This window comes from Caulobacter soli (assembly GCF_011045195.1).
In the GTDB taxonomy this organism is placed as follows: Bacteria; Pseudomonadota; Alphaproteobacteria; order Caulobacterales; family Caulobacteraceae; genus Caulobacter; species Caulobacter soli.
Genome location: NZ_CP049199.1, coordinates 816920 through 830777 on the forward strand (window position 1 = coordinate 816920; position 13858 = coordinate 830777).

Consider the following 13858-nt stretch of genomic DNA (forward strand, 5'->3'; position numbering starts at 1 on the left):
GGGTGGAACGTGCAGGACGTCACGGTCGTACTGTTCGATGACGGGTTGGCCTCGACGGCCATCCTGCCGATGGAGATCTTCCATACGGCCGGCGCGCTGTGGGCGCAGCTGCACGGCCAGCCCCCCGAGCCGCGCTTTCGAGTGCGCACGGCCTCGGTGACCGGCGCGCCGGTGCGCACGCCCTACGGTCCCCTGATCACGCCCGAGGCCAGCCTGGACCAGATCGAGCGCACCGACATCGTGATCGTGCCGACCTCGGGCCTGGATCTGGACGTCAAGCTGCTGGAGAACGACGCCATCCTGCCGTGGCTGCGCCGCCATCACGCGGCCGGGGCCTATGTGGCTGGCGTCTGCATGGGCGCGGCCTATCTGGCCGAGGCGGGGCTGCTGGACGGCCGGATCGGCACCACCCACTGGGCCCTGGGCGAGACCTTCGCCGCCCGCTATCCCAAGGTGCGCTGGCGGCCCGAACAGTTCGTCACCGAGGACGGTCGGCTGCTGTGCAGCGGCGGGGTGATGGCGGCGATGGATATCAGCCTCTACCTGGTCGAGAAGCTGTGCGGCCACGAGATCGCGGTGCAGACGGCCAAGGCGCTATTGCTGTCGATGCCCCGCACCCATCAGTCCGGCTACGCGGTGCTGCCGCTGTCGGCCCCGCACGACGACGCCTGCGTGCGCGACGTTGAGGCCTATGTGCAGGGCGCGTTCCACCAGGATCTCAGCGTGGAGGACATGGCCGCCCAGGCGGGCCTGGGCGAGCGCACCTTCGTGCGCCGCTTCAAGTCGGCCACCGGCCAGCGGCCCGGCGCCTATCTGCAGGCGGTGCGGATCGAGGCGGCCAAGAAGCTGCTGGAGCGCGAGGCGCGCTCGATCCAGGGCGTCAGCTCGGCGGTCGGCTACGACGACGTCGCCTTCTTCCGCCAGCTGTTCAAGCGCGCCACCGGCATGACGCCGGCCGAGTACCGCCAGCGGTTCGGGGCGCTGCACGTGCGCAGCGGGCCGTTCGCGCCGGCGGGTTCGCCCAAGGGCTTCGCCGCCGGACTGGCTTCCGCCTAGCCGACGAACGCCCGCTCGATCACGAAGTCGCCCGGCTCGGCGTTCGAGCCTTCCTTCAGCCCGTGGGCTTCCAGCAGGTGGGCGGTGTCCTTGATCATGGCCATCGAGCCGCACAGCATGGCGCGGTCGTGCTCAGGATCGAACTGCACCTGCTCCAGGCCCAGGTCGGCGAACAGTCGACCCGAGCTGATCAGATCGGTGAACCGGCCCTGACGCTCGAACGCCTCGCGGGTGACCGTGGGATAGTAGACCAACTGGGCCTTGGCCTCGTCGCCGACCAGCGGATCGTCGTGGATCTCGCTGGTGAACAGGTCGCGATAGGCCAGTTCCTTCACCTCGCGCACGCCGTGGGCGACGATCACCTGCTCGAAGCGGCTGTAGGCGTCGGGGTCGCGGGCCACCGACAGCCAGGGCGCCAGGCCCGTGCCGGTGCCGAACAGGAAGAGGCGCTTGCCGGGACGAACGGCGTCCAGCACCAGGGTGCCGGTCGGCTTCTTGCCCAGCAGGATCTGGTCGCCTTCCTTGATCTGCTGCAGGCGCGAGGTCAGCGGACCGTCGGGCACCTTGATCGAGAAGAACTCCAGCTCCTCGGCGAAGTGTGGCGAGCCGATCGAATAGGCGCGCAGGATCGGCTTCTTCTCGCCCAGCTCCTCGCGGGGGGGCAGGCCGATCATCACGAACTCGCCCGAGCGGAAGCGGAAGCTGGCCGGACGCGTGATGGCGAAGCTGAACAGGCGGTCCGTCCAGTGCTTGACCCACAGCACGGTCTCGGTGTGCCAGGCGGCTTCCTTGGCGGGCTGGGGAGCGGTCGCGGCGGCGGTGGTTTCGGTGGCCGTCATAATGTGCGTTTCAAGTCCTGGACACGCGGCGGACCGCGAGATTTCGAGAAGGCGCCGCCACGGCCCTGAAGCGACTGCGTCTCATGTGAGCACAGGCGCGAGGATGTCAACTTTGGTGGTCTGAAAGCGCCTTGAGAAAATCTTCCTCAAAAGCGTCAAAAAGCGCGGCGCCTGTTTTTTGAACCGTGTCAAAATTGTGATTGCCGCCTCTCCAAACCGGGCGCACTCTTCCTCCTGCCTCCACACGCTATAGGCGTGCGAAGGCCAACGATACGGAGGAACGGATGCGGGTAAGGTTCGTAAAGGCCGCCGCGGCGGCCAGTCTGTTAGCGTTAAGCGTAGCTGCGTGCGGGAACGAGACCGGAAACACCGGTCAAGGTCAGGCCCAGCAGGTCTCTCTTCAAGGTAAGGCGGTTTCGGCCTCGGGTTGCGTGCGACCGGTGGAAAATACCGCCTGCATGGTGGTTCGCGGTCCAGGCGGCGGCTACTACGACATTTCCGGAGCCAGCCCGGCGCCGGACCCCGCCAAGGGCGTGGGCATCTCCCTGCAAGGGCGCGACCTGGGTGAGAACACCCAGTGCGGACGCAAGCTGGCGGACGTGAAGTGGTCGTACCTGAACGTCCAATGCGCCGCGGCCGCGCCGGCCCCGGCGGAAACGGAGAAGGCCGGCTAGGGCACTAGGCTTCGCCGGAGCCCGGATCCGTCCGGGTCTTCGGCGAATCCGAGCTGCCTTCCGCGCCGCGCGGTTCCGTGGCGGGACGCGGGGCCTTGCCGCCCTGGCTGGGCCCGGGGCGCTGGTTCTCGTTCTCGACCTCAGGGTTGGACGGCCGGTCTTGGTTTGGGCTGACGGATGTCGGCATGGCGCGTTTCCTCCGGGTTGTGATGACCTAACGCGCCGCGTCGGCGGCTGATCCTTTCCGCCCGAGTCATGGGCCGAGCCCTGGGCCTGACCATGGGCAAAGACATCGAATCCGACGATCGCGCTCCGGGCCGCTTGCCGGGCTCGAACGACCCTGCTAAACGACGCGGCTCTGGCGATGAGACCAACGCGCCGGCGGGCTTCAAAGAGCCTACCGGCGCGATGTTCATTGCCGGAAAGCCGGAATCTCCGCTAAGGGGATCGCGGTTCCGCAGGAGTGTAGCTCAGCTGGTAGAGCATCGGTCTCCAAAACCGAGGGTCGTGGGTTCGAGTCCCTCCACTCCTGCCACTATATGTCATCGGTCACCCCGGTTTTCGGGCTGACCTATCGAAAGTCGCGAGCCTCTTAAGTCATGGCCAGGAAACCGGGTTCCAGCCCGTCTGCGATCAAGAACCGCGCCGCGAAGACGGCAGCGGCGCTCGCGCCCGCCGGTCAGGCGACGGCGGCGGCCAAGGCGGCTCCGGCCGCGCCCAAGAAGCCGATCAATCCGGTTCGCTTCGCGCAGGAAGTTCGCGCCGAGGCCCGCAAGATCACCTGGACCACCCGCAAGGAGACCTGGATCACCTCGGTGATGGTCTTCATCATGGTGGTGCTGGCCTCGCTGTTCTTCACCTTCGCCGACTGGATCCTGGGTCTGGGCTCGCACCTGCTCCTCAAGTTCGCCAGCGCGGGATAAGAAACACCATGAGCAACGAAACCGCGTCCAATCCGAACCACAAGTGGTACATCGTCCACGCCTACTCGAACTTCGAGAAGAAGGTGGCCGAGAGCATCCGCGAGCAGGCCAAGAGCCACGGTCTGGAAGACAGCTTCTCCGAGATCCTGGTTCCGACCGAGGACGTCGTCGAGATCCGTCGCGGTCGCAAGGTCAACGCCGAGCGCAAGTTCTTCCCCGGCTACGTGCTGGTGAAGATGAACCTCTCGGACGAAGCCTATCACCTGATCAAGAACACTCCGAAGGTCACGGGCTTCCTGGGCAGCGCTTCCAAGCCGCAGCCGGTCTCCGAAAAGGAAGTCCAGCGCATCGTCGGCGCGATCGAAGAGGGCGTCGAGCGTCCCAAGACCGTGGTGCTGTTCGAAGTCGGCGAGAACGTGCGCGTCACCGACGGCCCGTTCGCCAGCTTCAACGGCTCGGTCGAGCAGGTCGACGAGGAGCGGGCCCGCCTGCGCGTCACCGTCTCGATCTTCGGCCGCGCCACCCCGGTGGAACTGGAATACAGTCAGGTCGAAAAGATCGCCTAAGGGCGGCCTTATCGCCGAAGCTTCGAAAACCCCGCGCTCGCGAGGCGCGGGGTTTTTGCTGTCTGGGCCTTACGCCCCCTCGAACGCCGACAGGATCGGGCAGGGGCCGGACGTCGTCTCGCCGCACGCGTGGGCCAGGCGTTTGAGAGCGTCGCGGGCCGTCTCCAGCTCGACGATCCTGGCGTCCAGCGCCGCGATGCGTTCCTGGGCCAGGCCGCGCGCCCGGGCATGGTCGTCGCCGGCGTCCAGGGCCAGAAGCTCGGCGACCTGCTCCAGGGTGAAGCCGGCGGCCTGGGCGGCGCGGATGAAGCGCAGGCGACGCATGTCCGCCTCGCCGTAGCGGCGCACGCCGCCGGCCGAGCCGCCGCTCTCCGGCCGAGCCGGCTGGTACAGCAGTCCGCGCCGCTGGTAGTAGCGCACGGTCTCCACGCCCACCCCGCCGGCCTGGGCCAGTTCGCCGATCTTCATCCCTTGACTCCGTACCATGGTACGGAACCCATATGAGCCGGGTCCTGTTCTTGGACAAGTCGGAGACCCGCCATGACCGCCGCCCAGCCCAAGGCCAAGCCCACAGCCGTCCTCTACCGGATGGTCACCGACCAGCACGTCTGTCCCTGGGGCCTGCGCGCCAAGGACCTGCTGCGCCGGCAGGGCTACGCGGTCGAGGACCACCTGCTGACGACGCGGGAGGAGATCGACGTCTTCAAGGCAGCGCACGGGGTGAAGACCACGCCCCAGGCCTTCATCGACGGTCAGCGGATCGGCGGCTACGACGACCTGCGCCGCCATTTCGGCAAGCCGGTGCGCGATCCCAAGGCCAAGACCTACACGCCGGTGATCGCGGTGTTCGCCGTCACCGCCCTGATGGCCCTGGCCGCCAGCCGCGTGGCCACGGGTCAGGCCTTCGCGCCCCAGGCCCTGCAGTGGTTCATCGCCTTCTCGATGTGCGTGCTCGGGATCCTGAAGCTGCGCGACGTCGAGACCTTCGCCACCATGTTCCTGGGCTACGACCTGCTGGCCCGGCGCTGGCCGGCCTATGGCTGGGTCTATCCGTTCGCCGAGGTCGGGGCCGGGGTATTGATGATCGCCGGGGTCCTGACCTGGCTGTCGGCGCCGGTGGCGTTGTTCATCGGCGGCGTCGGGGCGGTGTCGGTGTTCAAGGCCGTCTATATCGACAAGCGCGACCTGAAATGCGCCTGCGTCGGCGGCGACAGCAACGTGCCGTTGGGCTTCATCTCGCTGGTCGAGAACCTGATGATGGTCGTCATGGCGATCTGGATGCTGGCGATGTAGCGGCCTTTACGGCCCGCTTACGCGTAACGCGCCGGAGTCGAATGGCGCCCTTACGCGGATCGGCGCGACAAGACGGGACGTTCTGGAGCCCGTCCGATGTCCGCCTTCCATTGCAAGCTCGCCTCCCTGGCCCTGGCGCTCGCCGCCGTCGGAGGCTTTGTCCTGCTGCTGGTGCTGGCCGCCCAGCATCCGCACGAGGCGCCCCTGCTGCGCATCCTGGCCTTCCTGTGGCTGGTCGCGGCGGGGGCTTCGAAACTGGTCTTCGACCTGACCGAGACGGTCGAGCGCGAGACCCGCGACAAGCCGTTGCGCCGTATCAAGGAATAGGGAGGATACGGTCGCCGCCGTTTCCCGCAGGACCCTGACCATGGCCGACCTCGTGATCCGTCCCGTGACCCGCGCGGACCGCGAACAGTGGCTGCCGCTGTGGGACGGATACAACGCCTTCTACGGCCGGTCTGGCGACACGGCCCTGGATCCGGCGGTGACGGCCATGACCTGGTCCCGGTTCTTCGACGCCTATGAGCCCGTGCATTGTCTGGTCGCCGAACAAGGCGGCCATCTGTTGGGTTTGACCCACTACCTGTTCCATCGCAGCACCACGGCGATCGAGCCCAGCTGTTATCTGCAGGACCTGTTCACGACCGCGCAGGCGCGGGGCAAGGGTGTGGGCCGGGCGCTGATCGAGGCGGTCTACGCGGAGGCCAAGGCCGCTGGGGCGTCGCGGGTCTATTGGCAGACGCACGAGACCAACGCGACGGCCATGCGGCTGTATGACCAGGTGGCCGAGAAGTCGGGATTCCTAGTGTATCGGAAGCTGCTCTGATCTTTGGGCAAGATCGCGCTACTTCGTCCGCAGGCCCGTCATCATCACGTCCAGCAGTCGCCGGGCGCTGTGTTCCCAGCCGGGCTGCTCGTAGCCCTGGCTGATGCCGGTCATCATGCGCACGATGTCTTCGAAGCCGATGTCGGGGCGGATGTCGCCGGCCGCGCTGGCCGCGTCGGTCAGGCGGCGAAAGGTGGCGATGATGCTGGCGCCGGAACTGGCGTAGAGCTGCTCGCCCTCGCAGGGATCGGCGCGCAGCAGTGGGGCCACGACCCGCTTGGTGGCCATGTAGTCGATCAGCTGGTCCAGCCAGGCCGCCAGGGCCTCGCCCGCCGAACGTTGCGCCAGCAAGGCCTCGGCGGAGGCGGTCAGTTGCTCGACCTCACGCGAATAGACCGCCGCGACCAGGGCGTCGCGGGTGGGGAAGTGGCGATAGAGCGTGCCGATGCCCACGCCCGCCCGTCGCGCGATATCCTCCAGCGGCGCCTCGCCGCCCACCTGAGCGAACGCGGTCTTGGCCGCCGTCAGCAGCAGGTCGCGGTTTCGCAGGCTGTCGGCGCGGGGCTTGCGCGATGGGGCTTCGGACTCTTTCGACATCACGCTCTTGAAAACCGGAGGGTGCCTCCGAATATATAACCGGAGCCGTCCTCCATTTAATCATCCGGACGGGTTTCGACAACATTTCCCAAGGAATGAAGAGTCATGAGCGGACAATTCGGAGCCAAATCCACCACCGACGAGGTCCTGGCCGGCGTCGATCTCTCCGGCAAGCGCGTGCTGGTCACCGGCGTCTCGGCGGGGCTCGGCGTCGAGACCGCCCGGGTCCTGGCGGCCCACGGCGCCCATGTGGTCGGGGCCGCGCGCGATCTGGCCAAGGCGCAGGGCGCGACCGACGTGGTGCGCGAGGCCGCCTCTACCGCCGGCGGCTCGCTGGAACTGGTGGCGCTGGACCTCGCCGACCTCGCCAGCGTCCGCGCCTGCGCCGACGCCCTGGTCGCCGACGGCCGGACCTTTGACATCGTCATCGCCAACGCCGGGGTGATGGCCCCGCCGCTCGGCCGCACGGCCGACGGCTTCGAGACCCAGTTCGGCACCAACCACCTGGGCCACTTCGTGCTGATCAACCGCATCGCCGGGCTGCTGCACGACGGCGCACGGGTGGTGGTGCTGTCGTCGTCCGGCCACCGCTTCTCGGACGTCGACCTGGAGGACCCGAATTTCGAGCGCGCCGACACCTACACCCCGTTCGGCGCCTATGGCCGCTCCAAGACCGCCAACGCCCTGTTCGCCGTCGCGTTCGACGATCGCCACAAGGCGCGCGGCGTGCGGGCGACGGCCGTGCATCCGGGCGGCATCCAGACCGAGCTGGCGCGCCACATGACGCCCGAGACGATCCAGCAGATGATCGACCAGATCAACGCCGCGGCCGGCGCCGAAGACCTGGCGGGGTTCGAGTGGAAGACCATCCCGCAGGGCGCGGCCACCAGCGTCTGGGCCGGCGTCGTGGCCCCCGCCTCGCTGGTCGGCGGCCGCTATTGCGAGGACTGTCACGTGGCCGAACTGGTCGGCGACGTGTCGATGCTGCGCGCCGGCGTGCGGTCCTATGCGCTGGACCTCGACCACGCCAACGCCCTGTGGGCGCTGAGCGAACGCATGGTCGGCGAAACGTTCTAAGGGCGCCAGCCTCTGGCGTTGTGCGTGGTCCTCGTCCTTCGACAAGCTCAGGATGAGGACCATTGTGCAGGCGCGGGCATTCGAAAACCTCATCCCGAGCTTGTCGAAGGACGAGGTTTTCGCTCCGTTGCTGGACTCCCGGCGCCCCGCCTGCTACATGCCGCGCCTTCGTCCCAGGACCCTGTCCCGGGGCGTGCTTGTCGTTATCCGTTCGGGCAGCGACGAGATCAAATCCGTGGGAGGGCCGCCAGCCCGGACCACGGCCAACCAGCGAAGGCCGTTAGCTCGGCTTTCTTGAGAGGATACAATGGCTAAGAAAATCCTGGGCTATATCAAGCTCCAGGTGAAGGCCGGCTCCGCCACGCCTTCACCGCCCATCGGCCCGGCTCTGGGTCAGCGCGGCGTCAACATCATGGGCTTCTGTAAGGAGTTCAACGCGCGCACCGAGAACGTCGAAAAGGGCACCCCCCTGCCGACCGTGATCACGGTCTACCAAGACAAGTCGTTCACCTTCATCACCAAGACGCCCCCGGCGACGCACTACCTGAAGCAGATCACCGGCCTGAAGTCCGGCGCGAAGCTGACCGGTCGCGAAACCGTCGGTGAAGTCACGCGCACCCAGCTGCGCGAGATCGCCGAAAAGAAGATGAAGGACCTGAACGCCAACGATCTCGAGGCCGCGGCCAAGATCATCGAAGGCTCCGCCAAGGCCATGGGCCTGAAGATCGTGGAGGCCTAAGACCATGGCCAAGCAACCCAAGCGCATTCAAGCCTGGACCGGCGACCGCGAAGCCACGCACGCCGTGTCGGAAGCCATCGCCCTGGTCAAGGCCAACGCCAAGGCCAAGTTCGACGAGTCGATCGAGATCTCGGTCAACCTCGGCGTCGATCCGCGCCACGCCGACCAACAGGTCCGCGGCGTCGTGAACCTGCCGTCGGGCACCGGCCGTGACGTCCGCGTCGCCGTCTTCGCCAAGGACGCCAAGGCGGCCGAAGCCACCGCGGCGGGCGCCGAGCACGTCGGCGCCGAAGACCTGTACGAAAAGATCGCCGGCGGCTTCATGGACTTCGATCGCGTCATCGCGACCCCGGACATGATGGCCCTGGTCGGTCGCCTCGGTAAGGTGCTGGGCCCGCGCGGCCTGATGCCGAACCCGAAGGTCGGCACCGTGACCCCGAACGTCGGCCAAGCCGTGAAGGACGCCAAGGGCGGCGCCGTCGAGTTCCGCGTCGAGAAGGCGGGCATCGTCCACGCCGGCATCGGCAAGGTCTCGTTCACCGACGAAGCCCTGCTGCTGAACGTGAAGGCCCTGGTCGACGCGCTCAACAAGGCCAAGCCGACCGGCGCCAAGGGCATCTATGTCAAGCGCATCGGCCTGTCCTCGACGATGGGCCCGGGCTTCAAGATCGACGTCGCTTCGGTCAACGCCTAAGCTGCTTCGGACTTAAGTTAGCGAGCGGGCGCTGGAGCGATCCAGCGCCCGTTTTGCGTTTGGGACGCCTGTGTTGTTGGCGCGTCTAGCCGATGTTATATTTCGGCTAGACGGAGGTTCCGATGCCTTTCCATGTTCGTGACGCAGAAGCCGACGCCATGTTGCGGCAATATGCAGAGGACAATCGCGTAGGCCTCACCGACGCCATCAAGCTGCTTGTCCGGCGGGCGCGTGAGACGGACGACAAGGCGCGGGCCGAAAAGCTCGCGCGTATGCGAACGGTCAGCGACCGGGTGGCGGCCCTGCCAGACACGGGTCTCAAGGTGGACAAGGCGTTCTTCGACGAAATGTCCGGCGACTGATGTTCGTCGACGCCTCCGCATTCTGCGCCATCCTGCTTGGCGAGTCGGACAGGAATAGCTTTGAGGAGCGCTTGGCCGCCGTGGACGGGGCGACCACGTCGGCGGTCGCGATCTGGGAAACGGTGCGTAGCCTGGCTCGCGGGAAGGGGCTGAGCATGGCGGACGCCCGCGTGGAGGTGGAGGCCTATTTGAGTTTGGCCGAGATCCGCGTCATCGCGATCGGCGAGCCCGAGGCCGGCATGGCGATCGATGCCTTCGCTCGCTTCGGCAAGGGCGCTCACCCCGCCAGGCTGAACATGGGCGATTGCTTCGCCTATGCCTGCGCCAAGACCAACGGCGTGCCGCTGCTCTACAAGGGCGACGACTTCGTCCTGACCGACATCGAGCCCGCGTGACCGCCATCGAAACTCCAGACGTCGCCATCGTCGGCGGCGGGCCGGCCGGACTTATGGCGGCGCAGATGCTGAGCGGCGCGGGGCTGTCGGTGGCGGTGTTCGAGCGGATGCCGACCCTGGGGCGCAAGTTCCTGATGGCCGGGCGCGGCGGGCTGAACCTGACCCATTCGGAGGACTTCGAGCGGTTCGCCGAGCGCTACGGCGCGGCGACGCCGACCCTGCGGCCGATGCTGGAGGCGTTCACGCCGGCCGACCTCGTGGCCTGGGCCGAGGACCTGGGGCAGACGACCTTCGTCGGCACCAGCGGCCGGGTGTTTCCCAAGGCGCTGAAGGCCTCGCCCCTGCTGCGCGCCTGGATCGCGCGGCTGGAAGGGCAGGGCGTGGCGTTGAACCTGCGCTCGACCTGGACCGGCTGGGACGCGGCGGGCGACCTGACCTTCGAGACGCCCAACGGCCCGGGCACGGTGCGGCCGCGCGCCACGATCCTGGCCCTGGGCGGGGCCAGCTGGGCCAGGCTCGGCTCGGACGGCGCCTGGGCGCCGCTGCTGGCGACGCGGGGGGCGGAGGTCGCGCCGTTCCGGCCGGCCAATGTCGGGTTCACGGTCGCCTGGAACGAGGTTTTCCGCGAACGGTTCGCCGGCGCGCCGCTGAAGAACATCGCCCTGAGCTTCGACGGGAGGACCTCGCGCGGCGACGCCCTGGCGGCGGGCTACGGTCTGGAGGGCGGGGCGGTCTATGCGCTGTCGGCCGTCCTGCGTGACGCGATCAGCGCGCGAGGCGCCGCGACTCTGGAGGTCGACCTGCGTCCCGACGTGCCGCAGGCCCAGTTGACCGCGCGCCTGGCCAAGCCGCGCGGCGGGCAGTCGCTGTCCAGCTGGCTGCGCAAGGCCGCCCACCTGTCGCCGGTCGAGATCGGCCTGCTGCGCGAGGCGCACGGCGTGGCCCTGCCGATCGCGCCCGACGCCCTGGCCGCCGCGATCAAGGCCGCGCCGGTCGTTCTGACGGGCGCGCAAGGCTTGGAACGGGCGATCTCGTCGGTCGGCGGCCTGGCGTTCAACGCGCTGGACGGGTTGGAGCTGAAGGCCGCGCCCGGCGTGTTCGTGGCCGGCGAGATGCTGGACTGGGAAGCGCCGACCGGCGGCTACCTGCTGCAGGCCTGCTTCGCCACGGGCGTTGCGGCGGCGCGGGCGGTGGTGGAACGGTTGGCCTAGCCCTTTGCGTCCTTCGAGGCGCCCTCAGGGGCGCGCACCTCAGGATGAGGACTTCAGAGCCAATCCACGATCCTCATCCTTAGGTGCGAGCGATAGCGAGCCTCGAAGGATGCATGGCGCCCCTACTTCATCGCCGCCCGGATCTTCGCCGCCAGGGCCTCGATGGCCTTGGGATCGCCCTTCTCGTTCTCGACGAACATCAGCGGCTTGCCGGCCTGGCGCGGGATGACGTGGATGTGCAGGTGCGGCACGCTCTGGCCCACGCCGTTGTTCTGGACGATGGTGAAGCCCTCGACGCCCAGGCTGTCGACCTGGGCTTGGCCCACGCGGGCGGCCACGGCCATGATCCGCGACAGGTCCTGGGGCGAGATCTCCAGGATGTTGCGGGCCTTGGAGGTCTTGGAGATCACCAGCACGTGGCCCGGCTCGGCCGGGGCGTGGTCCATGAAGGCCAGCACCTGGTCGTCCTCATAGACTTTGGGCACGACGATCTCGCCGCGCAGGATCTTGGCGAACGGGTTGTTCTCGTCATACGGCGCCTTCAGGGGGATCTGCGGCGTGCCGGGCTTGGCCGAGGCCGGATCGAACTGCCCCAGCCACCGGATCACCTCGGCCTCCAGCGCGATGCGGCTGTCTGAGAAGCTGTGGTCGGTGTCCATGTAGGTTTCGGTCAGGGCTTTAGCCTGGGCCTGACGGGCGGCGGCGGCCAGCTTGCGGGTCGTGGGCGCGCCGGCGTGCTCGGCGCCGACCAGCAGCAGAGGCCGGGCGGCGATGCGGGCGCTCAGCGCTTCCAGGTCAAGCTTGGCGGCGTCGGTCTCGATCTCCTTGACCAGCAGTTCGGCGCTCGTCCCGGCCAGGGGGACGGTGTCGGGCCGCATGCCCTCGACGGCCGCCTTGCGGGCGGCGGCGTCGGTGATCCCGGCCTTTTCCTTACCGATGTCCCAGGCGTCGATCAGCACGGTTCCGGCCACGCGCGGCTCGGCGGCCGCGGCGTCGGCGGCCATGAAGCCGCCCATGCTGTGGCCGGCCACCACGATCCTGCTGGTGTCGATGTGGTACTTGGCGACGTTGGCGGGGTCGAACAGGAAGGCCGTGGCGGCCTCACCGTCGCGCCGGGCGTTGGCGAAGCTGAACTTGCCCGGGCTGCCCCACGAGCCGCGATAGTTGATCTTCAGCACGTTCCAGCCGGCGCGGCGCACCGCCTGCATCAGGTCGATATTGGTCTCGTTGCCGGGGAAGCCGTGCAGGAACAGCATGGTCGGATGCGGCTGGTCGCCCGAAGCCAGGTACATCAGGGCGTTGACCCGCACGCCGCCGGTCGGGACCGTGAACGCCGCCATGTCGGCCGGATGGGCCGCGTCGCGGGTCGGGTCGGCGATCACCGCCTTGGGGATCGGCGGCAGGCGCGGCTCGGCGTAGCCGGGCGCGGCGAGGCCGACCAGCATCAGGGCGGCGAGGCCGGCGGTGAACAGGCGCTTCATGGACGGGTCCCCGATTGGCGGTCTTCTTCTTCTTATCGACGAAATCCGAGGCCGCGCCAGGGTGTCCCTTCCGCGAGGGTGGGACGCGCGCGGCTCAGGCGCCGGGCTTCTTGCCCTTCGCCGTCACGGCCATGACGAGGGATCCCGCCACGAGCCCCAGGCCCGTCCCCAGCGAGACGCCGATCGGCAGGTTATGCGTAAGGACGCCGAATACGGCGCCGAGCGCCGCGCCGAACGCCAGGCCCAAACCCATAGGCATTGTCGTCTCGCCTCCGTGCTCTCCGCGAGAATACCATAGCGCGCGGCAGGGGAGCCCTCACTTCGCTGGCGATTCCTTGGTGAGCTGACCCGCCGAGATCTTCCATTCGCCGTTCGACGCGGTGGCGACCAGGATCATCGCGCGTTGCAGGCCCTGCACCGGCTGGCCGTTCATCAGGAAGTCCATGTGGAAGAAGATCGTCGCCACGTCCGGGCGTAGCAGGCGCACCTCGGGGACGTCCTTCTTGGTGATCGTGGTCTTCTGCGCCCAGCCGCCGACATGGACCTTGGCGAACTCCGACACGATCGCCTCGCGACCCTCGGTCCGCTCCTCGGCGATCGGCACCCACACGGCGTCGGGCGTGTAGAGCGCCTCGAAGGCCTTGGGGTCATGCGCGTTCCACGCGGCGATGAAGCGGTCGGGAAGCGCCTCTGGGCCGGCCGCTTGGGCCATGCCGGGCGCGAGAAGGATCAGGACCGCGAACAGGGCCGGGAAGCGCATGTCATAATCTCCGAAGGTTCGTCGCATCTAAGGTGGCGGCGAGACCGTCGGCAACCCGTGTTCGGCCAAGGCGGTGGCGCACGGGCAAAAATCCGGGGTGGTGTTGAAATCCGTCCCCAACTCGTCTATACGCCGCCCCTTCTCCGTCGGGTTCGCCCGGCGAAGACCTGTTTGTGAACAGCGGGGCGTGGGGTCACCAACGCCATAATCGAGGAAGAGCCCTTCCTCGCCGTCGGGAGACAGGGATGGACAAGACCACGCTATTTCCTCCTTTCGGGATGGGACGCGCGGCTGACTTTCCTTGGAACAGGCTGATGCAACTCGCGTGCGGGAGCGATCCTTCATGCGCCGCGCATTTGGCTGCC

At 67.9% G+C, this 13858-nt stretch carries 19 protein-coding genes and 1 tRNA gene; 14 read left to right on the forward strand and 6 right to left on the reverse strand.

The features are described 5' to 3' along the window. The first annotated feature begins 9 nt into the window (after positions 1-9). On the forward strand, positions 10-1056 hold the full coding sequence (locus G3M62_RS04085) for a GlxA family transcriptional regulator (protein WP_165184930.1): 1047 nt from the start codon (positions 10-12) through the stop codon (positions 1054-1056). On the opposite strand, the gene G3M62_RS04090 is transcribed toward G3M62_RS04085, so the two are convergent. Next, positions 1053-1895 carry a ferredoxin--NADP reductase gene (locus G3M62_RS04090; protein ID WP_165184932.1) on the reverse strand — a complete coding sequence of 281 codons (843 nt, stop codon included), beginning with the start codon at positions 1893-1895 and terminating at the stop codon, positions 1053-1055. The genes G3M62_RS04085 and G3M62_RS04090 overlap by 4 nt on opposite strands. 458 nt (positions 1896-2353) lie before the next feature. On the opposite strand from G3M62_RS04090, the gene G3M62_RS26435 reads away from it, so the two are divergent. From G3M62_RS26435 to nusG, 4 genes are all read left to right on the forward strand, one after another. After that, positions 2354-2569, forward strand: a complete 216-nt coding sequence (locus G3M62_RS26435; RefSeq protein WP_246263463.1) for a hypothetical protein — start codon at positions 2354-2356, stop codon at positions 2567-2569. Between the two features lie 459 nt (positions 2570-3028). Continuing rightward, positions 3029-3104: transfer RNA gene (locus tag G3M62_RS04100), tRNA-Trp, on the forward strand. A gap of 64 nt (positions 3105-3168) precedes the next feature. Next, positions 3169-3492 carry a preprotein translocase subunit SecE gene (gene secE, locus G3M62_RS04105; RefSeq protein ID WP_165184936.1) on the forward strand — a complete coding sequence of 108 codons (324 nt, stop codon included), beginning with the start codon at positions 3169-3171 and terminating at the stop codon, positions 3490-3492. An 8-nt stretch (positions 3493-3500) separates the two neighbouring features. Then, positions 3501-4058 (forward strand): transcription termination/antitermination protein NusG, encoded by a 558-nt coding sequence (nusG, locus tag G3M62_RS04110; protein WP_165184938.1) that lies wholly within the window; start codon positions 3501-3503, stop codon positions 4056-4058. Between the two features lie 69 nt (positions 4059-4127). Here the strand turns inward: nusG and G3M62_RS04115 are convergent, their stop codons facing one another. Next, positions 4128-4526 (reverse strand): MerR family transcriptional regulator, encoded by a 399-nt coding sequence (locus tag G3M62_RS04115; protein WP_165184939.1) that lies wholly within the window; start codon positions 4524-4526, stop codon positions 4128-4130. A 72-nt stretch (positions 4527-4598) separates the two neighbouring features. On the opposite strand from G3M62_RS04115, the gene G3M62_RS04120 reads away from it, so the two are divergent. From G3M62_RS04120 to G3M62_RS04130, 3 genes are all read left to right on the forward strand, one after another. Then, positions 4599-5351, forward strand: a complete 753-nt coding sequence (locus tag G3M62_RS04120; RefSeq protein WP_165184941.1) for a glutaredoxin family protein — start codon at positions 4599-4601, stop codon at positions 5349-5351. A 96-nt stretch (positions 5352-5447) separates the two neighbouring features. Further along, on the forward strand, positions 5448-5678 hold the full coding sequence (locus G3M62_RS04125; protein ID WP_165184943.1) for a hypothetical protein: 231 nt from the start codon (positions 5448-5450) through the stop codon (positions 5676-5678). A gap of 40 nt (positions 5679-5718) precedes the next feature. After that, positions 5719-6177 (forward strand): GNAT family N-acetyltransferase, encoded by a 459-nt coding sequence (locus tag G3M62_RS04130; protein ID WP_165184945.1) that lies wholly within the window; start codon positions 5719-5721, stop codon positions 6175-6177. An 18-nt stretch (positions 6178-6195) separates the two neighbouring features. On the opposite strand, the gene G3M62_RS04135 is transcribed toward G3M62_RS04130, so the two are convergent. Continuing rightward, positions 6196-6774, reverse strand: coding sequence for a TetR/AcrR family transcriptional regulator (locus tag G3M62_RS04135; RefSeq protein ID WP_165184947.1), 579 nt, complete (start codon positions 6772-6774; stop codon positions 6196-6198). A 105-nt stretch (positions 6775-6879) separates the two neighbouring features. Between G3M62_RS04135 and G3M62_RS04140 the strand changes: the two genes are divergently transcribed. The 6 genes from G3M62_RS04140 (at position 6880) to G3M62_RS04165 (ending at position 11252) form a co-directional block, all read left to right on the forward strand. Then, positions 6880-7851: an SDR family NAD(P)-dependent oxidoreductase gene (locus G3M62_RS04140; RefSeq protein ID WP_165184949.1), complete on the forward strand. Its 972-nt coding sequence runs from the start codon at positions 6880-6882 to the stop codon at positions 7849-7851. A gap of 307 nt (positions 7852-8158) precedes the next feature. Further along, a complete protein-coding gene (gene rplK, locus G3M62_RS04145; protein ID WP_010918527.1) occupies positions 8159-8590 on the forward strand; it encodes a 50S ribosomal protein L11 in 432 nt (143 codons plus the stop codon). A 4-nt stretch (positions 8591-8594) separates the two neighbouring features. Further along, positions 8595-9284, forward strand: coding sequence for a 50S ribosomal protein L1 (gene rplA, locus G3M62_RS04150; protein WP_165184950.1), 690 nt, complete (start codon positions 8595-8597; stop codon positions 9282-9284). Positions 9285-9406: 122 nt separating this feature from the next. Further along, a complete protein-coding gene (locus G3M62_RS04155) occupies positions 9407-9646 on the forward strand; it encodes a type II toxin-antitoxin system VapB family antitoxin (protein WP_165184952.1) in 240 nt (79 codons plus the stop codon). Continuing rightward, positions 9646-10041, forward strand: a complete 396-nt coding sequence (locus G3M62_RS04160; RefSeq protein WP_165184954.1) for a type II toxin-antitoxin system VapC family toxin — start codon at positions 9646-9648, stop codon at positions 10039-10041. Before G3M62_RS04155 ends, G3M62_RS04160 begins: the two co-directional genes overlap by 1 nt. Then, positions 10038-11252 (forward strand): BaiN/RdsA family NAD(P)/FAD-dependent oxidoreductase, encoded by a 1215-nt coding sequence (locus tag G3M62_RS04165; protein ID WP_165184956.1) that lies wholly within the window; start codon positions 10038-10040, stop codon positions 11250-11252. Before G3M62_RS04160 ends, G3M62_RS04165 begins: the two co-directional genes overlap by 4 nt. Before the next feature lie 122 nt (positions 11253-11374). Here G3M62_RS04165 and G3M62_RS04170 read toward each other — a convergent pair whose 3' ends face one another. The 3 genes from G3M62_RS04170 to G3M62_RS04180 form a co-directional block, all read right to left on the reverse strand. Next, complete coding sequence (locus tag G3M62_RS04170) at positions 11375-12733, reverse strand: alpha/beta fold hydrolase (protein ID WP_165184958.1); 1359 nt, start codon at positions 12731-12733, stop codon at positions 11375-11377. A 94-nt stretch (positions 12734-12827) separates the two neighbouring features. Beyond that, entirely contained in the window at positions 12828-12992 is a 165-nt protein-coding gene (locus G3M62_RS04175) for a glycine zipper domain-containing protein (RefSeq protein ID WP_165183845.1), read from the reverse strand. Between the two features lie 57 nt (positions 12993-13049). Continuing rightward, positions 13050-13493, reverse strand: coding sequence for an SgcJ/EcaC family oxidoreductase (locus tag G3M62_RS04180; protein WP_165184969.1), 444 nt, complete (start codon positions 13491-13493; stop codon positions 13050-13052). Between the last annotated feature and the right edge of the window lie 365 nt (positions 13494-13858).